General features: G+C 70.2%; 12 protein-coding genes. 9 read left to right on the top strand and 3 right to left on the bottom strand.

The features are described from left to right. Positions 1-129 precede the first annotated feature (129 nt). On the top strand, positions 130-627 hold the full coding sequence (locus AB0H21_RS03875) for a GyrI-like domain-containing protein (RefSeq protein WP_358511173.1): 498 nt from the start codon (positions 130-132) through the stop codon (positions 625-627). A 25-nt stretch (positions 628-652) separates the two neighbouring features. Here AB0H21_RS03875 and AB0H21_RS03870 read toward each other — a convergent pair whose 3' ends face one another. After that, positions 653-1846: a CaiB/BaiF CoA-transferase family protein gene (locus AB0H21_RS03870; protein ID WP_358511171.1), complete on the bottom strand. Its 1194-nt coding sequence runs from the start codon at positions 1844-1846 to the stop codon at positions 653-655. 241 nt (positions 1847-2087) lie between these two features. On the opposite strand from AB0H21_RS03870, the gene AB0H21_RS03865 reads away from it, so the two are divergent. The 4 genes from AB0H21_RS03865 to AB0H21_RS03850 all read left to right on the top strand — a co-directional run bounded on the left by AB0H21_RS03865 (position 2088) and on the right by AB0H21_RS03850 (position 7761). Continuing rightward, entirely contained in the window at positions 2088-3473 is a 1386-nt protein-coding gene (locus AB0H21_RS03865) for an FAD-binding oxidoreductase (RefSeq protein WP_358511168.1), read from the top strand. A gap of 13 nt (positions 3474-3486) precedes the next feature. Further along, positions 3487-4746 carry a cyclopropane-fatty-acyl-phospholipid synthase family protein gene (locus AB0H21_RS03860; protein WP_358511165.1) on the top strand — a complete coding sequence of 420 codons (1260 nt, stop codon included), beginning with the start codon at positions 3487-3489 and terminating at the stop codon, positions 4744-4746. A 164-nt stretch (positions 4747-4910) separates the two neighbouring features. Then, positions 4911-6458 carry a GMC family oxidoreductase N-terminal domain-containing protein gene (locus AB0H21_RS03855; RefSeq protein WP_358511163.1) on the top strand — a complete coding sequence of 516 codons (1548 nt, stop codon included), beginning with the start codon at positions 4911-4913 and terminating at the stop codon, positions 6456-6458. 43 nt (positions 6459-6501) lie between these two features. Next, on the top strand, positions 6502-7761 hold the full coding sequence (locus tag AB0H21_RS03850) for a cytochrome P450 (protein WP_358511160.1): 1260 nt from the start codon (positions 6502-6504) through the stop codon (positions 7759-7761). 19 nt (positions 7762-7780) lie between these two features. Here AB0H21_RS03850 and AB0H21_RS03845 read toward each other — a convergent pair whose 3' ends face one another. Further along, on the bottom strand, positions 7781-9190 hold the full coding sequence (locus tag AB0H21_RS03845; RefSeq protein ID WP_358511157.1) for a hypothetical protein: 1410 nt from the start codon (positions 9188-9190) through the stop codon (positions 7781-7783). A 559-nt stretch (positions 9191-9749) separates the two neighbouring features. On the opposite strand from AB0H21_RS03845, the gene leuS reads away from it, so the two are divergent. Further along, complete coding sequence (gene leuS, locus AB0H21_RS03840) at positions 9750-12212, top strand: leucine--tRNA ligase (RefSeq protein WP_358511154.1); 2463 nt, start codon at positions 9750-9752, stop codon at positions 12210-12212. A gap of 246 nt (positions 12213-12458) precedes the next feature. On the opposite strand, the gene lexA is transcribed toward leuS, so the two are convergent. Next, the gene (gene lexA / locus AB0H21_RS03835) at positions 12459-13172 is read right to left on the bottom strand and encodes a transcriptional repressor LexA (RefSeq protein ID WP_358511151.1); all 714 of its coding nucleotides are present in this window, start codon (positions 13170-13172) and stop codon (positions 12459-12461) included. Positions 13173-13831: 659 nt separating this feature from the next. Here lexA and nrdR point away from each other — a divergent pair. From nrdR to AB0H21_RS03820, 3 genes are all read left to right on the top strand, one after another. Next, the gene (gene nrdR / locus AB0H21_RS03830; RefSeq protein ID WP_358511148.1) at positions 13832-14293 is read left to right on the top strand and encodes a transcriptional regulator NrdR; all 462 of its coding nucleotides are present in this window, start codon (positions 13832-13834) and stop codon (positions 14291-14293) included. 148 nt (positions 14294-14441) lie between these two features. Further along, positions 14442-18614, top strand: a complete 4173-nt coding sequence (locus AB0H21_RS03825; RefSeq protein ID WP_358511145.1) for a vitamin B12-dependent ribonucleotide reductase — start codon at positions 14442-14444, stop codon at positions 18612-18614. A 330-nt stretch (positions 18615-18944) separates the two neighbouring features. Then, a complete protein-coding gene (locus AB0H21_RS03820; RefSeq protein WP_358511142.1) occupies positions 18945-19748 on the top strand; it encodes an MBL fold metallo-hydrolase in 804 nt (267 codons plus the stop codon). The last annotated feature ends 73 nt before the right edge of the window (positions 19749-19821 follow it).

Raw genomic sequence — 19821 nt, 5'->3', positions numbered from 1 at the left:
CGCGCCCGATGCCTCTGTGCGCGATGATCGAGACGACGATGTTCCGCTATGGATACATTGACCGCCCGATCGGCTCGGCGCGATCGGGCGAGGGCAGGGGGCGGGGTGCCCCTGGAAATTGGAGGCTCGATGTTCATCGTTGAACGACCGGAGGTACTTGTCGTCGGTTACGCCGTGCGCACCAGCAACGCGGCGGAGGCCGATCCATCGCGGGCGCTGCTGCCGGGCCTGTGGCAGCGGGCGGGAGCGCCGGGGGCTTTCGCGCACGTGCCGGGGCGCGTGGACGACAAGCTGTACGCGGTGCTGACCGACTATGAGAGCGATCACCAGGGCGCCTTCACGCAGATCGTGGGGGTGGCGATCCGCACGGCGGCGGGGCTGCCGGAGGGGATGGTCGCGGTCCGGGTCCCCGGCGTGCAGTCGTTGACGGTGGAGGCGCACGGGCCGATGCCGCAGGCGCTGATCGACGCCTGGCAGCAGGTCTGGAGGCACACCGAGTCCGGCGGCGTCCCGGCGCGGGCGTTCTCGACCGACCTGGAGGTCCACCACGCGGCGGGGGTCGACCTGTACCTGGCCGTCCTGCCCGCCCCGGCGGGTCAGCAGGGCAGGGACCACGTCCAGGCGTAGCGGGAACCGGGCGGGGCCGCGCCGGTCAGGCCAGGACGCCCGCCTCGCGCAGCGCCTTGGCGTCCTCCTCGGCGATGCCCCAGGCGGACAGGTCGTGCAACCGGGTGGCCGGAGCGAGGCCGCCGTGCCCGCCTTCTCGCCCGCCGTCGAGCAGGCGGGGCGCGGGCGCGGGCTGGACGACGCCGCCCACCTCGACGTACGTGCCGCGGGCCGCGTTGTGCGGGTGCCGGACGGCCTCGCCGATGTCCAGGACGGGGGAGACGCACGCGTCGGAGCCCTCGAAGATCCGCTCCCATTCGGCGCGGGTCTTCGAGGCGAACGCGGCCGTGAGCCGCCGGCGGATCTCCGGCCAGTTGGCGCGGTCGTCGCGGCTCGGCAGGTCCGTGAGGCCGGTCCTGGCCAGCAGTTCCTCGTAGAAGGCCGGTTCCAGCGCGCCGACCGCGACGTACCCGCCGTCCGCGGTCGCGTAGGTGTCGTACATGGGGGCGCCGGTGTCGAGCAGGTTGGTGCCGCGCGGGCCCCAGAGCCCGGCCTGGGCGCTGTGGGCGAACATCGCGAACAGCAGGGCCGCGCCGTCCACCATCGCCGCGTCGATCACCGTCCCGCGGCCGGTGCGCTCACGCTCGAACAGGGCGAGCAGGACGCCGTAGGCCAGCATCAGGCCGCCGCCCGCGAAGTCGCCGATGATGTTGATCGGCGGGGTCGGTTTGTCCCCGGCCCTGCCGAGCATGGACAGGACGCCCGCGATGGCGACGTAGTCGATGTCGTGCCCGGCGGTGCGCGCCAGCGGGCCGTCCTGGCCCCAGCCGGTCATGCGGCCGTAGACGAGCCGCTCGTTGACGGCGCGCAGGTCGTCCGGTCCGATGCCGAGCCGTTCGGCGACGCCGGGGCGGAACACCTCGATCACGACGTCGGCGCCGGCGGCGAGGCGCTTGAACGCGGCGACGCCCTCGGCGGACTTCAGGTCCAGGCCGATCGTCCGTTTTCCGCGGTCCATCGCGTCGGGGCGGGGGCGTTCGCCGGCGGCGGTGACGGCGGAGACGCGGTCGATCCTGAGGACCTCGGCGCCGTGGTCGGCCAGCATCATGCCCGCGAAGGGCCCGGGGGCGAGCCCGGCGAGCTCCAGCACGCGGATCCCGGCCAGCGGGCCGGTGCGCCTGCCCCCGCCGTCCTGCGAGGCCTCCGTGCCCGGGTCCTCGCGGGCTCCGTCGCGGCTCATGATCTTCTCCTAGGGGTACGGCGCCCGGACGCCCTCGCGAAGGCAAGCAAACGCTTGGTGGACTCGGCCCGGAGCGGGACGGTGTCCACCTGGAAAGACGACGCTAACCCTTGTCCCGCCGGGCTTTACAGGGGGCCCCTGAGTTTGCGCGTGTTTAACGTGTCTACTCTGGTCGCTGGTCATCTCAGGAGATAGCGTGCTAGCGACGATCTCCGACACTTAACTTCCAGGGGGTGGTGGCATGCCAGATGACACGGTAAAGACGACCGCCCAGATGACGGCCCACCGCAGGGCCGTGGAGCAGATCAGGGAGTCTTTCACCGCCCTCCCGGAGGGCGCCTCCCCGAGGCTCTCCAAGCCGACCACCAATCTGTTCCGTTTCCGGGATTCGGGCAGGACGGCGGCGAAGCTCTCGGCGCGCGACCTGGACCAGGTCATCCAGGTCGACCCCGAGACCAGGACCGCCGAGGTCCAGGGTATGACGACCTACGAGCGCCTGGTGGACGCCACGCTGCCGTCCGGGCTGATGCCCTACGTCGTCCCGCAGCTCAAGACGATCACCCTCGGCGGGGCGGTGACGGGACTCGGCATCGAGTCCTCCAGCTTCCGCCACGGCCTGCCGCACGAGTCGGTCGAGGAAATGGAGATCCTCACCGGCGACGGCCGCGTCGTGGTCGCCCGGGAGGACAACGAGCACGCGGACCTCTTCCGGTCGTTCCCCAACAGCTACGGCACGCTCGGCTACGCCCTGCGCCTGCGCATCAAGCTGCTGCCCGTCAAGCCGTACGTGCGGCTCACGCACATCCCGTTCTCCGACGCCGACAAGTGCATGCTCGCCATGCAGGAGATCTGCGACAGCGGGCAGTACGACGGCGAGGCGGTCGACTTCATCGACGGCACGTACTTCGAGCCCGGCGAGATGTACATCACGATCGGGCAGTTCGCCGACCGCGCGCCGTACGCCTCGGACTACACCGGGATGCGCATCTACTACCAGTCGATCCGCACCCGCACCCGCGACTGGCTGACCGTCCGCGACTACCTCTGGCGCTGGGACACCGACTGGTTCTGGTGCTCGCGCGCGTTCGGCGTGCAGCAGCCGCTCGTCCGCTCGCTGATGCCGCGCCGCTGGCTGCGCTCGGACGTCTACCGCAAGCTCGTCGGCCTGAACCAGAAGTACGGCGTGACCGCGCGCATCGACCGGTGGCGGGACAACCCCATGCACGAGTCGGTCATCCAGGACGTCGAGGTGCCGGTCGAGCGCGGCGCCGATTTCCTGGAATTCTTCCAGGACAAGGTGGGCATGACCCCTGTGTGGATGTGCCCGCTCAAGGCCACCCGCGAGTGGCCGATCTACCCCCTGGAGCCGGGAAGGCTCTACCTGAACTTCGGATTCTGGGGAATGGTGGCCCTGCCGCGCGGGCAGTTCGACGGCTACCACAACCGGCTCATCGAGAACTCGGTCCACGAGCTCGGCGGCCACAAGTCCCTGTATTCGACATCTTTCTACCCCCGTGATGAGTTCTGGCGTCTCTACAACGGCGACGCCTACTGGCCGGTCAAACGGGCCTACGACCCGGAGGGACGGCTGCTCGACCTCTATGACAAGTGCGTCCGGGGGCGTTGAGGAGGTTGGTTCGATGACACTCGCCCAGATCTTCGAGAAGATCGTCGGGCCTGAGGCGAACGTCGCGTTCGCCGCGTACGACGGCAGCAAGGCCGGGCGGTCGGACGCCATCGTGCGCATCGAGGTGAAGTCGCCCATCGCGGTGGCCTACCTCGCCCAGTCGCCCGGCGAGATGGGGCTCGCACGGGCGTACATCGCCGGGCACATCGACGTGCAGGGGGACATGTACGCCCTGCTGTCGGGCATGGCGCGCATCACGCTGAACGACATGTCGGCGAAGGAGAAGCTCTCCGTCGCGCGCTCGCTCGGCCTGAAGCCGCTGCTGATGCGGGTCCCCCCGCCGCCGCAGGAGGTGCGCCGCAGCGCGCTCGCCAGGCTCGGCAGCCGTCACGCCAAGCAGCGCGACGCCGAGGCGATCCACCACCACTACGACGTCTCGAACACGTTCTACGAGTGGGTGCTCGGCCCGTCCATGGCCTACACCTGCGCGGTGTTCCCCGAGCAGGACTCCTCGCTCGAAGAGGCGCAGTACGCGAAGTTCGACCTGGTCGCCAAGAAGCTCGACCTCAAGCCGGGCATGCGCCTGCTGGACGTCGGCTGCGGCTGGGGCGGCATGGTGATGCACGCGGCCAAGCACTACGGCGTCAAGGGCCTCGGGGTCACGCTCTCGCGCCAGCAGGCCGAGTGGGCGCAGAAGGCCATCGCCGAGGCCGGGCTGTCGGAGCTCGCCGAGGTCCGCCACCTGGACTACCGCGACGTGCCCGAGACCGGCTTCGACGCGGTCAGCTCGATCGGGCTCACCGAGCACATCGGCAAGGACCAGCTCCCGGGCTACTTCGGCTTCCTCTACGGCAAGCTCAAGCCCGGCGGCCGGATGCTCAACCACTGCATCACGCGGCCCACCGGCACGGAGCGGACGATCAACAAGGGCGGTTTCATCAACCGCTACGTCTTCCCCGACGGCGAGCTGGAGTCGGTGGGCCACCTCATCCGCCAGATGGAGGACCTCGGGTTCGAGATCCGGCACGAGGAGAACCTGCGCGAGCACTACGCCAAGACCCTCGAGAAGTGGTGCGAGAACCTCGACGACCACTGGGACGAGGCGGTCGCCGAGGTCGGCCCCGGCACGGCCCGCGTCTGGCGGCTGTACATGGCGGGGAGCATCGTCGGCTTCGAGCGCAACAAGGTGCAGCTCCACCAGGTGCTCGGCGTCAAGCTGGGCGAGCACGGCGAGGCGGGCGTCCCGCTGCGGCCGGCTCTCACCTGGCCCTGACGGTCACGGGCGGCCGGTCACCGGAAGACCGGCCGCTCACCGGTGTCCCCGCCGTCCCCCGCGCGGCACGGCGTCAGTAACGCTACTTATCGGTAACAGGCGTGGACGCGGGGCGGCGAACGGCGTAAGTACGGGAAAGGCCGCCGTACACCCCGGAGACACCAATGGACTACGACTACGTCATCGTCGGCGCGGGCGTGGCGGGCTGCGTGCTCGCCAACCGGCTCTCGGCCGACCCCGCGGTGCGGGTGGCCCTGCTGGAGGCCGGCGGGGCCGATCGGCGGATGGAGATCCGGGTGCCTGCCGCGTTCTCCAAGCTCTTCAAGACCCGCCACGACTGGAACTACACCACCGCCAAGCAGGCGGAGATGTCCGGCCGCGAGCTGTACTGGCCGCAGGGCAGGACGCTCGGCGGGTCGTCGTCCATCAACGCGCAGATGTGGGTGCGCGGACACCGGGCCGACTACGACGGCTGGAACCTGCCGGGCTGGTCCTACGATGAGGTCCTGCCGTACTTCAGGCGCTCGGAGCGGCGCGTCGGCTCCAACCGCGGCGAGGTGTACGGCACCGGGGGGCCGCTGCTGGTCTCCGAGCTGCGCGACCCCAACGAGACGACCCTGGCGTTCCTGCGCGCCTGCGAGGAGGCCGGGATGGCCCGGCTGGAGGAGCTGAACGGCCCCTCCAACGAGGGTTTCTCCCAGACCCCCGTCCTCCAGGACCGCGGCCGGAGGTGGAGCGCCGCCGACGCCTACCTCAGGCCCGCCATGTCCCGCCCCAACCTGACCGTGCTGACCGCCGCCGAGGCCCGCCGGGTCCTGCTGGACGGCACCGGCTGCGCGACCGGGGTCGAGTACGGCGAGGGCAGGCGCGTGACCGCCGGCCGGGAGGTGATCGTCACGGCGGGCGCGGTCGGATCGCCGAGGCTGCTGATGCGCTCGGGCATCGGCGACCCCGACGAGCTGCGGGCGGCCGGTGTGGAGCCTCGGCACGAGCTGCCCGGGGTGGGACGCAACCTGATGGACCACCTCGCCGCCGGCGTGGTCGTGGAGTGCCCGGTGCCGGTGACCCTCGCCACGGCCGAGACGCCCGGCAACCTCGCGCGCTACCTGTTCGGGCGGCGCGGGCCGCTGTCCTCCAACGTGGGCGAGGCAGTCGCCTTCCTCAGGACCTCGCCGGAGGAGCCCGCCCCCGACATCGAGCTGATCTTCGCGCCCGTGCCGTTCGTGGATCACGGGCTCACCCCGCCGTCCGGGCACGGCCTGACCATCGGCGCCATCCTGCTGCAGCCGGAGAGCCGCGGACGGGTCATCCTCGCCGAGGGCGGCGGCGTGGTCGTGGACCCGTGCTACCTCACCGCGGAGGCCGACGTCCGGCGCCTGGTCGCCGGGCTGAAGCGGGCGCGGGCGCTGCTCGAGACCGCGGCCCTGCGGCCGTACGCGGGCAGGCCGATGAGGCCGTACGGAGGGGAGACGACCGACGAGGAGCTGGCCCGGTACGCGCGCGAGGCGGCCGAGACGCTGTACCACCCGGCGGGAACCTGCAAGATGGGCATCGACGACGACGCGGTGGTCGACCCCACGCTCCGGGTGATCGGGGTGCCAGGGCTGCGCGTGGCCGACGTCTCGGTCATGCCGTCGCTCAACCGGGGGCACACGCAGGCCCCGACCGTCATGATCGCCGAAAAGGCGGCCGATCTGATCCGGTCCTCTTGACGCGCGGGGACGATCGCCGAAGCATGGACCCGGAGGTGCGCAGATGACGCTTGGCGCGGTGGAGATCGACCTGTCCGACATGCCCTTCTGGGGGCTGCCGCGACGGGAGCGCGCGGACGCCTTCCGCCGCCTGCGCGAGCTGGACAGGCCGGCCTTCATGTCCGAGCAGCGCATCCCGTTCATCGGTGGCGGCAAGGGCTACTACGCGCTCGTGCGGCACGCCGACGTGACCGAGGCCAGCCGCAACGCGGGCGTCTTCAGCAGCGAGCCGACGTCCAACAGCATCCCCGACATGCCGAGGTGGCTCGCGGTCTACTTCGGCTCGATGATCAACATGGACGACCCGCGGCACGCGCGCCTGCGCAGGATCGTCTCGCGCGCGTTCACCCCGAGGATCCTCCAGAAGATGGAGGAGGACGTCGCCAGGGCGGCGCGCGAGATCGTCGACCAGGCGATCTCCGAGGGCGCGGGAGACTTCGTCCCGCAGGTGGCCGCGCGGCTGCCCGTCCAGGTCATCTGCGACATGATGGGCATTCCGCCGAAATATCAGGACATGGTGTTACAGCATACCAACGTCATCCTCGGCAACGCCGACGTCGAGTACACCGGGATCCGGCCCGACATGAGCCGCCTGAACGTCGCCCGGGGAATCGCCCGCCTGCTGCGCTCCGGGCACGCGCTCAACAGCCTGGCCCGGGGCCTCGGCCGCGAGCGGCGGGCCCGCCCGACCGGCGACCTCACCAGCATGCTCGTCAACGGCGAGGAGCACCTGACCGCCCAGGAGCTCGGCTCGTTCTTCATCCTGCTCGTCGTCGCGGGCAGCGAGACCACGCGCAACGCCATCGCTCACGGCCTCAAGCTCTTCACCGACAACCCCGACCAGCGCGACCTGCTGCTCGGCGACCTGGACGCCCACCTGCCCGGGGCCGTCGAGGAGGTCATCCGCTACGCCACCCCGGTGATCCAGTTCCGGCGCACGGTGACCCGCGACCACGAGATGAACGGGCAGCACTACGTCAAGGGCGACAAGGTCCTGCTGTTCTACAACTCGGCCAACCGCGACGAGGCGGTGTTCGACGACCCGGAAGTCTTCGACATCACCCGCAGCCCGAACCCCCACGTCGGGTTCGGCGGCCCCGGCCCGCACTACTGCCTCGGCGCCCACCTGGCGCGGCGCGAGGTCACGGTCATGTTCCGCGAGCTGTTCACCCGCGCGCCCGGCATCCGCGCCACGGGCGAGCCGGACTACCTTCTCTCCAACTTCATCAACGGCATCAAGCACATGAGCTACCGCCTGAGCTGACCGCCCGCGCGGGCCTCACTCAGGAGGCGGCCACCGGGCGGATCGACGAGAAGATCGTGTTGACGTCGGGCAGCAGCTCCTTCTTGCTGTCCGGCACGGACATGTAGACGATCACCGGCAGGTCGGCGCCGGTGCTCACCGCGGCCACCACCAGCGTCGTCTTGGCGCCGCCCGCGAGCACCTCGTAGGCCACCAGGCGCGCCGGACGGCCACCGGCGGACACGCGCTGCTCGGCCGTCTTCACCACCTTGTTGCCCTCGGGGAAGAACTTGTTGCGCGCCGAGAAGGCGACCGCGCTGATCACCGGGGTCAGGTCGGAGGGGTCGTCCGCCGAGTACTTGGCCGCCAGCCCCTTCGCCAGCGGACCGGTCATGACCTGCGCGAACGCTGGGGCGCCCGACTCGTCGGTCCCGGCGGCGACGTACTGGCGCGTCGCGAAGCCGTAGGTCGAGCGGACGTGCTCGGTGCGCGAGTCCAGCCGCCACGGGCCGCCGAGCCTGGCCATGGTGATGGCCGACTCCGCATCGGTGAGGACGCCCGCTCGGGGGGACGCCTCGCCCGGGTACTTCGGAAGCCTGCGGATGGACTGCGGCTTGGTGCTCGCCTGCGTCCGCGAGGGCGACGCCTTCGCCGTGCTCCGGCCCGCGTCCCCCGAGGGGTTCGCCGCGGCGCCGGCGTCGCCGGAGGCCGAGCTGAGCGGGCCGGCGAGGAACGCCCACACCAGGGCCAGGACCAGGGCGACCACCACGGAGGCGACCAGCGCGAGCAGCCACACGCGCCTGCCGCCCTCGCCGTCGTCGGAGTCCTCTTCCATGGCGTCGTAGTTCTCGCCGAAGACCGTGTTCCACAGCTCCTGCTGGCGCTCGGGCGGCGGGGTCTTCGGGCCGCTGATCTGCCCGGCGGTGACGAACGGCTTGTACGGGTCGATGGGCGCCTGCGGGGGAGCCGGGGGACGCTGGTGCTGCCCCTGCTGGTGCCCCTGAGGCTGCTGTGCTTCCGGGTGCTGCCCCTGAGGCTGGTGCCCTTGAGGCTGCTGTCCCTGAGGGGGCCAGGCGGGCGCGGGCTTGTGTCCGGGGGCCTGCTGCCAGAGGGTCGGGTGCGCGGGGGCCGGGTGCGCGGGACCCTGCGGGCCGTCGTTCGGCCGGCCCGGAGCCGCCTGCAGGTCCGAGACGCGCATGGTGGTCTCGGTGCCGGCCGGTACGTAGGACGCGGCCTGCGGCCGGGATCCGCCGGGCGGCTCGTACCCCTGGGGCCCCGTGGACAGGGCCTCGTAGGTCTGGGGACCGGTCGGGCGGGCCTCGTATCCCTGAGCGCCGGTGGGCCGGGGCTCGTAGGTCTGAGGGCCGGTCGGGCGGGACTCGTACGCCTGTGGCCCCGTGGGCCGGGGGTCGAAGACCGAAGGGGAGGGCGGCGGCGGGGGTGGTGGCATGTCGGGCCACGCGGGAGGGTTCTCAGGCCACGCCGGGGGGTGCGTAGGCCGGCTGGTCTGCTCAGGAGCCATTGCTGGCGAACCTCCCGACATCATGCCCGGATTGGGGGTGCTGGGCATGATCTCATGTGAAGCGGGGGTCTTCGCAGGAGAATGCGAGAAAGCCTCCGGCAGCCGGAGCCCGGTCGGATCGGTCGGCGGATCCTGCATCGGCAGGCCCTCTTGGGGGAATTGCGGGCCGCGCTCCCGCTCGAACGAGTTCACCACGGCGAAAAGGGTAAACTAAAGGGACATATGAGGTCACAACGGATCTATCATCGTTGGGTCGCTGTGTGACTGTTTCCTGCGGGGTTCCCCCTGAGTCGGCGGGGGTGCCGCACAAACGGTAGGAAGACAGATTGTCGGCTGCGCTACCCTTGAGCTATGCGTGGCGGGACCTTGCTTCTTGGCGGGCCGCGTCGGCCGAGCTGAGACCGGTCGCCGCGGCTGCCCCTCGTGGACACGGGGGGTTTTTTATTGGTCGAGCCATCCACGCCGAGTCAACCGAGGGACATGGGCCGTGAGTGACGAGCAGTACGATCCGCAGGCGCTGCAGGCGAAGTGGCAGTCGCGGTGGGAGGAACTGGACCCCTACCGGGCAGGTGAGGACGCCGCCGACGAGCGTTCCCGCAAATACCTGCTCGACATGTTCCCCTACCCCTCGGGCGACCTGCACATGGGCCACGGCGAGGTCTTCGCCCTGGCCGACGTCGTCGCCCGCTACTGGATCCAGCGCGGCTACAACGTCCTGCACCCCATCGGCTGGGACTCCTTCGGCCTGCCCGCCGAGAACGCCGCGATCAAGCGCAACGCCCACCCCGCCGAGTGGACGTACGCCAACATCGAGACCCAGGCCACCTCGTTCCGGCGGTACGGCATCTCCTTCGACTGGTCCCGCCGCCTGCACACCAGCGACCCCGAGTACTACCGCTGGAACCAGTGGCTGTTCAACCGCTTCTACGAGCGCGGCCTGGCCTACCGCAAGGGCGGCCTGGTCAACTGGTGCCCCAAGGACCAGACCGTTCTGGCCAACGAGCAGGTCGTCGCCGGGCGCTGCGAGCGCTGCGGCACCGAGGTCGTGCGCCGCGAGCTGACCCAGTGGTACTTCCGCATCACCGACTACGCCGACCGCCTGCTGGACGACATGGCCCAGCTGGAGGGCGGCTGGCCGGAGCGCGTGCTGACCATGCAGCGCAACTGGATCGGCCGCTCTGAGGGCGCCGACGTCCGGTTCCGCGTCGAGGGCCGCGACGAGCCCGTCACCGTCTACACCACCCGCCCCGACACGCTGTACGGCGCGACGTTCTTCGTCGTCGCCGCCGACGCGCCGCTGGCCGAAGAGGTCTGCGCGCCCGAGCAGCTGCCGGCGCTGGAGGCCTACCGCGCCGAGGTCGCCAAGCTGAGCGACATCGAGCGCCTGGCCACCGACAAGGAGAAGACCGGCGTCTTCCTGGGGACGTACGCCGTCAACCCGGTCAACGGCGAGCGCATCCCGGTCTGGGCGGCCGACTATGTCCTGTCCGACTACGGCCACGGCGCGATCATGGCCGTCCCCGCTCACGACCAGCGCGACCTGGACTTCGCGCTGAAGTTCGAGCTGCCCGTGCAGGTCGTCGTCCATACCGGACTGGCCGACCCGGGCGAGACCGGCGTCGCGACCCCCGGCGAGGGCACGCTGGTCAACTCCGGCCCGCTGGACGGCCTGTCCAAGGTCGAGGCCATCGCCCGCATCACCGAGATCCTGCGCGAGCGCGAGACCGGCGACGCGGCCGTCAACTACCGCCTGCGCGACTGGCTGCTGTCGCGCCAGCGGTTCTGGGGCACCCCGATCCCGATCATCCACTGCCCCGACTGCGGCGAGGTCCCCGTCCCGGACGACCAGCTGCCGGTCACGCTGCCCGACCTGCGCGGCGAGGCGCTGGCCCCGAAGGGCGTCTCCCCGCTGGCCGGCGCCACCGACTGGGTCAACGTCGAGTGCCCGAAGTGCGCGGGCCCCGCCCAGCGCGACACCGACACGATGGACACCTTCGTCGACTCCTCGTGGTACTTCCTGCGGTACTGCTCGCCCCGCTTCGAGGACGGCCCGTTCGACGTCGAGCGGGTGCGGCGCTGGGGGCCGATCGACCAGTACGTCGGCGGCGTCGAGCACGCCGTGCTGCACCTGCTGTACTCGCGGTTCTTCACCAAGGTCCTGCACGACATGGGCATGGTCGACTTCACCGAGCCGTTCCTGCGCCTGCTGAACCAGGGCCAGGTGATCAACCAGGGCAAGGCGATGTCCAAGTCCCTGGGCAACGGCGTCGACCTGGGCGAGCAGATCGACAGCTTCGGCGTGGACGCCGTCCGCCTGACCATGGTGTTCGCCGGCCCGCCCGAGGACGACATCGACTGGGCCGACCTGTCGGCGGCCGCCTCGCAGAAGTTCCTGGCCCGGGCCTTCCGCGTCATGGCCGAGGCGGGCGCCGCCTCCGCGCCCGGCGTGGACGCCGTCACCGGCGACCTGGAGCTGCGCAAGGTCACGCACAGGACGATCGACGAGGTCACCCGCCTGATCGAGTCCCACCGCTTCAACGTCGCCGTGGCCCGCATGATGGAGCTGACCTCCGCCGCGCGCAAGGCCATCGACTCCGGTCCCGGCGCCGCCGATCCGGCCGTGCGCGAGGCCGCCGAGGCCCTGGCGGTCATGCTGTCGCTGGTCGCGCCGTACTGCGCCGAGGGAGGCTGGGAGCGCCTCGGGCACGGCCCCACGGTGGCGCACGGCGGGTGGCCGGCGGCCGACCCGGCGCTGCTGGTGCAGGAGTCGGTCACGTGCGTCGTGCAGGTCGCGGGCAAGGTGAGGGACCGGCTGGAGGTCTCGCCGTCGATCTCGGCGGACGAGCTGGAGGCGCTGGCCCTGGGGTCGGAGAAGGTGCGGGCCTACCTGTCCGGTGACCCCCGCAAGGTCATCGTGCGGGCGCCCAAGCTGGTCAACATCGTCCCCTGAGCGGATCGGACGTCATCGGCGAACCGTCCGGGCTATCGGACGGTCCTGGGACGGGACGGTCTGAGCCGCCACGGCTTCCTGGCGCGAAACGAGCTGAACCCGCCTGAGCGGTCACCTCTGGGTGACGCTCAGGCGGGTTCGTGACGCGGCGGCCGGGGAGCGCGCGGGTCGCCGGGAGCGGGACACGGCGGCATGCGGTGGCCGGCTCCTCGAAGGCCCTGGTGCGGAGCGTGCCGGAAGGCAGGGTCAGAGCTTGCGGAGGACCGCCGTTACCTTGCCGAGCACGGTGGCCTCGTCGCCCGGGATCGGGTCGTAGTTCGGGTTGTGGGGCACCAGCCAGATGTGGCCGTCCTTGCGCTTGAACGTCTTGACGGTGGCCTCGCCGTCGATCATGGCGGCGACGATGTCGCCGTTGTCGGCCACCGGCTGCTGGCGCACGACCACCCAGTCGCCGTCGGCGATGGCGGCGTCGATCATCGAGTCGCCGGCGACCTGGAGCAGGAACAGCGTGCCCTCGCCCACGAGCTGCCTGGGCAGCGCGTAGACGTCCTCGACGCGCTCCTCGGCCAGGATCGGGCCACCGGCGGCGATGCGGCCCACCAGCGGCACGAACGCGGCCGTCGGGCGGTTCACCAGCGGCTCCTCCTCGCCCGGGCCGACCGGGTCGACCCACAGCGCGGGCTCGCCCGGCAGACGGACCTCCAGCGCCCGCGGCCGGTGCGGGTCGCGGCGAAGATAGCCCTTGCGCTGCAACGCGGTGAGCTGGTGGGAAACGCTCGACGTGCTGGTGAGCTGGACCGCCTCGCCGATCTCGCGCATCGACGGGGGATAGCCGCGCTGCTGCACGGAATCGCGGATCACTTCAAGGATCTTGCGTTGCCGCGGGGTGAGGCCCAGGGAGTCACGCCTGCGCACCGCAAGGTCGGTGACGACCGTGCCCGTCTCTTCCTGCTCGCTCATGTTCAACTCCTCATCGCCGGGCGCCCGTGGGACGCTCCGCCACGTCACGCCATGCCCGCCCGGCCGGCTCCCCGTCCGTATTCCCGACGTCGCACACAGCGACAATATCGCCGTTGAAGATCGTCATCAAACAACTGTTCGAGAGATTACGAACTCTGTGGCCGGCCGACGCACGACATCGTACGGGAGTTCGATCGATATCGTGTTCGACTTTCGTGATCTTATGCCCGCGAGGCCGGAAAGTCGATCAGGTGAGCGATCTCGCGCGCGAGATCCGTCCGGAGGCCCGCGTCCGGCCGCCGACTCTGGGCTGGGGCGCGACACGCCGGGGCGCGGCCGTTCGCCCTGATCGGCGGCCGGTTTCCGGTCGGGCGGCTCGCCAACTTGCGTTCATGGGTGCGTCACTCCTACGGTTGGACCACAACATCTAGTACTTACACCGTTGTCGGTCACCCATAGGTTGTGTTTCCGTCGGCGTACTGCGGGCATCCGCAGTGCGTGCGCGAGCCTATTCCGGTTAATCCGGAAAGGGCTCGCGAGCGTGGGGCGAATACGGAAACCTGGGGCGGACTTTCCCCGAGCTCGACCCTCGGACCTCCCCATTCGCGGGGCCGTCGACCGGGTAACTAGTGGGAAACGCGAGAAAAGAGAGGCGACACGTGCATTGTCCTTTCTGTCGCCACCCGGATACCCGGGTGATCGACAGCCGGTCGACCGAGGACGGCGCGGCGATCCGGCGGCGCCGCACGTGTCCCGAATGCGGGCGCAGGTTCACCACCCAGGAGACGGTGTTGCTGATGGTGAGCAAACGCAGCGGCGTGACCGAGGCGTTCTCACGGGACAAGGTGATCGCCGGCGTCCGCCGCGCCTGCCAGGGGCGCCCCGTCAGCGAGGACTCGCTGGCCCAGCTCGGCCAGCGCGTCGAAGAGAGCATCCGGGCCACGGGCTCGGCCGAGATCGCCTCCCACCAGGTCGGGCTGGCGATCCTCGGCCCGCTGCGTGAGCTGGACGAAGTGGCCTACCTGCGGTTCGCCTCCGTCTACCGGGGCTTCGAGACCCTCGCCGATTTCGAGGAAGAGATCGAGCAGCTCCGCGCCTCCCGGGGCGCCGGACAAGACTGAACACTTCAGAGACGACCAACACACCAGGCGGGTCGAAGGCGCGGGGAAGGCCGGGAAATCCGCCGAGACCCGGGTGCCAGGGGATGCGACCGGCGCGCGGATGTGTTCCGAACATTAGGGCTCCACGGGGTCCCGGAAGGGGTAGATCATGACGGAGACGGTGAGTGGCTCAGTGGGGCGCGGGGGCAAGCGGGCCCCCAAGGGCCTGAAGATCAAGCGCATCCACACCACGCCCGGCGTGCACCCGTACGACCAGGTGCGCTGGGAGCGCCGCGACGTCGTCATGACCAACTGGCGGGACGGTTCGATCAACTTCGAGCAGCGGGGCGTCGAGTTCCCCGACTTCTGGTCGGTCAACGCCGCCAACATCGTCACCACCAAGTACTTCCGCGGCGCGGTCGGCACCCCGCAGCGCGAGGCGAGCCTGAGGCAGCTCGTCGACCGCGTGGTGGGCGTCTACACGCGCACCGGGCGCGAGAACGGCTACTTCGCGTCCGAGGAGGACGCCGAGATCTTCGACCACGAGCTGAAGCACGCGCTGATCCACCAGATCTTCAGCTTCAACTCCCCGGTCTGGTTCAACGTGGGCACCGCCTCACCCCAGCAGGTTTCAGCCTGTTTCATCCTCGCCGTGGACGACCAGATGGAGTCCATCCTCGAGTGGTACAAGGAAGAGGGTGTGATCTTCAAGGGCGGGTCCGGGTCCGGGGTCAACCTATCGCGCATCCGCTCCAGCAAGGAACTGCTGTCGAGTGGCGGCACCGCCAGCGGGCCCGTGTCGTTCATGCGTGGCGCCGACGCCTCCGCCGGCACCATCAAGTCGGGCGGGGCGACCCGCCGGGCCGCCAAGATGGTCGTCCTCGACGTCGACCACCCCGACATCGAGGAGTTCATCGAGACCAAGGCGCGCGAGGAGGACAAGGTCCGCGCGCTGCGCGACGCCGGCTTCGACATGGACCTCGGCGGCAAGGACATCGTCTCCGTCCAGTACCAGAACGCCAACAACTCGGTGCGGGTGTCGGACGAGTTCATGCGCGCCGTCGAGGTGGGAGAGGGCTTCGGCCTGCGCGCCCGGCTGAGCGGCGAGGTCATTGAGCAGGTCGACGCCAAGACGCTGTTCCGCAAGATGGCCCAGGCGGCCTGGGAGTGCGCGGACCCGGGCATCCAGTACGACGACACCATCAACGACTGGCACACCTGCCCGGAGACCGGCCGTATCACCGCCTCCAACCCCTGCTCGGAGTACGTCCACCTGGACAACTCCTCCTGCAACCTCGCGAGCATCAACCTGCTCAAGTTCCTGCGCGACGACGACAGCTTCGACGTCGACGGCTTCGTCAAGCTGACCGAGCTGATCATCACGGCGATGGACATCTCGATCACCTTCGCCGACTTCCCGACCCAGAAGATCGCCGAGACCACGCGCGCGTACCGCCAGCTCGGCATCGGCTACGCCAACCTCGGCGCGCTGCTGATGGCCACCGGCCACGCCTACGACTCCGACGGCGGCCGCGCCGCGGCGGCCGCGATCACCAGCCTGATGACGGGCGTGTCCTACCGCCGCAGCGCCGAACTGGCCGCCATCGTCGGCCCGTACGACGGGTACAAGCGCAACGCCGAGCCGCACAAGCGGGTCATGCGCAAGCACGCCGCCGCCAACGACGCTCTGCGTGGCACGGACGCGCTCGACAAGCCGATCCTCGCCGAGGCGACCCGGCAGTGGCAGGAGTGCCTCCGCCTCGGGGACAAAAACGGATATAGAAACGCACAAGCCTCATTGCTCGCGCCGACTGGAACCATCGGTTTGATGATGGATTGTGACACTACGGGCATTGAGCCCGATTTGGCGCTGGTGAAGTTCAAGAAGCTGGTCGGCGGCGGGTCGATGCAGATCGTCAACCAGACGATCCCGCGCGCGCTCAAGCAGCTCGGCTACCAGTCCGAGCAGGTCGAGGCCATTGTCCACTACATCGCCGAGTACGGCCACGTCATGGACGCGCCTGGTCTCAAGCACGAGCACTACGAGGTCTTCGACTGCGCCATGGGCGAGCGGGCGATCGCCCCGATGGGCCACGTCCGCATGATGGCGGCCACCCAGCCGTTCCTGTCGGGGGCCATTTCCAAGTGCGTCACAGGTGAGACGCTTGTCGCCTCTTCTGAGGGTCTGGTCAGGATCGGCAGCCTCTACGAGGGGGAAGCCGAGGACACATTCCGTGCAGAGCGGCTGGAGATCGCCTCGCTGGACGGCTACCGGAAGACTGACGCCTTCTACTACGGCGGCGTTCGCCCGGTGCGTCGTGTCCGTCTGCGGTCAGGGCACGCGATCACGGGCACGTTCCCACACCGTCTGCTGACCGCACAGAAGGGAGGGCTTGTCTGGAAGACTCTGGGTGAGATCGCCGAGGGCGACCAGGTGGCCGTACAGTACGGCGCGATGATGTGGTCGGCTGTGCCCGCCAGTCTTCGTCACGTCAGGGTTTCCGCCGCATACGGCAACCAGAAGGCCGTCACACTTCCCGAGGAGATGACTGAAGATCTCGCCTTCCTTCTCGGTGCCTACGCCTCCGAGGGGCATATCTCCAGGAGCAACTGGACGATTGTCCTCACCAACTCCGTCGACGAAGTGCTGCACCGGATCAAAGACGCATGGATGAGCGTCTTCGGAGTCGAGGCACGCATCACGCGTGCCCCTGGCAAGTGCCCTGGAGTCGTGGTCGCCTCAAAGACGATCGTCGAATTCATGCAGGCGCTCGGCTGCGGGAGCAATGCCTCCGACAAGCGCATTCCTGACCCGGTTCTGCGCTCGCCGTGGCCGATGGTCCACGCCTTCCTTCAGGGGCTCTGGCTGGACGCCTATGTCACGACTGCTACAGCTGCCAAGTGGGGGATCTGCCTCGACAGCCCTGAACTTTTGGACGATCTTCAGGCCGTCCTCACCAACCTGGGTGTCGTGCACGGGCGGGTCACGAAGCACAACAGCGTCAACGGGAAGGACTACGACGAGGTCTATGCCGCTGGTCGGCAGGGACAGCTGCTGGTCAGTCTCGTGCACTTCCTGGAGCCGGACAAGGCGGAGCGGGCCGCGGACTACCTCCGGATGGAATTCAGGCAGGGAACTGCTGACGTCATCCCTGGTATCACCGGTCGGGAACTCCACGAGATGATCCCTCTAGGCAAGCCGGGCAGGAATGGCGTGCGAAGCTGGCGCAGCGAGTTCGGCTTCCTGCTGGACCCGCGCACCAAGCAGGTCACCAGGGACACTCTCGAGCGGATCTCCACCCTGCCAGGTGTGGAACTGCCGAGCTGGTTGCGGCAGGTTCTTGACGTTGACCTGCACTTCTCGCCGGTGACTCAGGTGGTGGATGCTGGGGAGGTCGAGGTTTACGACCTTTCTGTCCCGGAGACGCATGCATTCGTGGCGAACGGGATCATGAACCACAATACGGTCAACCTGCCCGAGTCGGCCACCGTCGAGGACATCGAGCAGGTCTACCTCGAAGGCTGGAAGCTCGGCCTGAAGGCGCTGGCGGTCTACCGCGACAACTGCAAGGTCGGCCAGCCGCTGTCGATCGCCAAGAAGACCGACGAGAAGACCGAGGCGAAGGCCGCCGAGCCGATCCTCCAGATCGTCGAGGTGCCCCGGCCGAAGCGCCGGCGGCTGCCGAACCAGCGCCCGAGCACGACCACCCGCTTCACGGTGGGCGGTGCCAAGGGCTACATGACGGCGTCGTCGTACCCCGACGACGGCCTCGGCGAGGTCTTCCTGAAGATGTCCAAGCAGGGGTCGACGCTGGCCGGCGTCATGGACGCCTTCTCGGTGGCCATCTCCGTGGGCCTGCAGCACGGCGTCCCGCTGGAGACCTTCGTCAGCAAGTTCGTCAACATGCGGTTCGAGCCGGCCGGCATCACCGACGACCCGGACGTCCGCATGGCCGCCTCGGTGGTGGACTACATCTTCCGCCGTCTGGCCCTCGACCACCTCCCGTACGCCGAGCGTGCGGCGCTCGGGGTCTTCTCGGCGGCCGAGCGCGCGGCGCAGCAGCGCGGCGAGGATCCGGGCGCCCCGCAGGAGGTCATCGACACGGCGGCCCTCGCCCAGTCGGCCCCGATCGAGGAGAAGCTCGAAGCGCGGCCCGCCGTCCTGCCCGCGCCTGAGACGCACGCCCCGTCGTCGCGCCAGAATGGCACCGCCCACGCCCTGGAGAGCCACCAGGGCCACACGGCGGACGCCCCCCTGTGCCTGACCTGCGGCATCAAGATGCGCCCCGCGGGCAGCTGCTACGTCTGCGAGGGCTGCGGCAGCACCAGCGGCTGCAGCTGACGCCGCACAGACCCATTCCCGGTGGGGCACCGGCGCTCGCCGGTGCCCCACCCGCACGTCGCGGGGACGGCAGGGGCCGGTGTGACCGTATGCGGCCTATGCGAGGGTGCAGCACGGTTCATCCACCGTCGGCGGCTGACGGCCCGCTGGCGCGCCCTCCAAGGGCGGACGCCCGGGCCCGTACCGGGGACGTCCGCCCTTCGCCGTTCCGCGGGCCTCGGCCGGCCGGGGATCCACGAGACCGCCAGGGGCCCCCCGACGTCGCCAGCCCGGAATGACGGACCCGGCCGCCACTAGACTGAGGCGGTCGCCGGGCGGGGAGGTGGGTGGGTGGGCCGCTGGGCCGAGGTCGCGGACCGTGTGTGGGTGCGCCGCCACGACGCGCTGGACCTGTCGCTCGGCCTGGTGGCGGGCGAGCGCGCGTGCCTGGTGGTCGACACCGGCGCCGACGAGGCGCAGGGCGCCGGGTTCGCGGCGGCCGTGCGCGAGCTGACCGGCCTTCCGTGGTCCGTCGTGCTGACGCACGCGCACTTCGACCACGCCTTCGGCACGGCCGCGTTCGGCGACTGCCCGGTGTGGGCGCACCCCGGCTGCCGGGCCGACCTGGTCGAGCACGGCGAGGCCCAGCGGTCGCAGTGGGCGCGGTACTACCGAGAGCGGGGCATGGAGGACGCCGCCGCGCGCATCGAGGCGGCGCGGCTCGTCCTGCCGGACCGGACCGTCGAGGACGCCGCCGAGATCGACCTCGGCGGCCGCGTCGTCCGGCTCGCGCACCCGGGGCCTGGGCACACGGGCCACGACCTGATCGCGCACGTTCCCGACAGCGGCGTGGTGTTCGCCGGGGACCTGGTGGAGCAGGGCGCCCCTCCGTCCTTCGACGACTCCTTCCCCGGGAGGTGGCCCGCCGCCGTGGACCGCATCCTCGCCACGGGCGCGCGCACGGTCGTCCCGGGGCACGGCGAGCCGGTGGACGCGGCGTTCGTCGCACGCCAGCGCGACGAGCTCGCCGAGGTCGCGGCCCTGTGCCTGGCCGTGACCAAGGGCGAGATCCCGGCGGAGGAAGCGCTCGCCCGCTCGCCGTACCCGGCGGAGTTCACCTCCGACGCGCTCGGCCGGGCGGCGGCGCTCGCCTGAGCCTGACCCCGTCCGCTCGCCGGTGGGGGCCGGTCAGGCGCGGCCCGGCCTCCGGTTGAGGAAGCCGAAGACC

The sequence above is a fragment of the Sphaerisporangium sp. NPDC051011 genome (assembly GCF_040653595.1).
Taxonomy (GTDB): domain Bacteria; phylum Actinomycetota; class Actinomycetes; order Streptosporangiales; family Streptosporangiaceae; genus Sphaerisporangium.
This window is presented reverse-complemented; position numbering and strand designations above follow the sequence as displayed.

Bases quoted from the DNA above. Each gene is read 5' to 3' on its own strand.
- AB0H21_RS03875 (WP_358511173.1), top strand. From the start codon at position 130: ATGTTCATCGTTGAACGACCGGAGGTACTTGTCGTCGGTTACGCCGTG.
- AB0H21_RS03870 (WP_358511171.1), bottom strand. From the start codon at position 1,846: ATGAGCCGCGACGGAGCCCGCGAGGACCCGGGCACGGAGGCCTCGCAG.
- AB0H21_RS03865 (WP_358511168.1), top strand. From the start codon at position 2,088: ATGCCAGATGACACGGTAAAGACGACCGCCCAGATGACGGCCCACCGC.
- AB0H21_RS03860 (WP_358511165.1), top strand. From the start codon at position 3,487: ATGACACTCGCCCAGATCTTCGAGAAGATCGTCGGGCCTGAGGCGAAC.
- AB0H21_RS03855 (WP_358511163.1), top strand. From the start codon at position 4,911: ATGGACTACGACTACGTCATCGTCGGCGCGGGCGTGGCGGGCTGCGTG.
- AB0H21_RS03850 (WP_358511160.1), top strand. From the start codon at position 6,502: ATGACGCTTGGCGCGGTGGAGATCGACCTGTCCGACATGCCCTTCTGG.
- AB0H21_RS03845 (WP_358511157.1), bottom strand. From the start codon at position 9,190: ATGCCACCACCCCCGCCGCCGCCCTCCCCTTCGGTCTTCGACCCCCGG.
- lexA (WP_358511151.1), bottom strand. From the start codon at position 13,172: ATGAGCGAGCAGGAAGAGACGGGCACGGTCGTCACCGACCTTGCGGTG.
- AB0H21_RS03825 (WP_358511145.1), top strand. From the start codon at position 14,442: ATGACGGAGACGGTGAGTGGCTCAGTGGGGCGCGGGGGCAAGCGGGCC.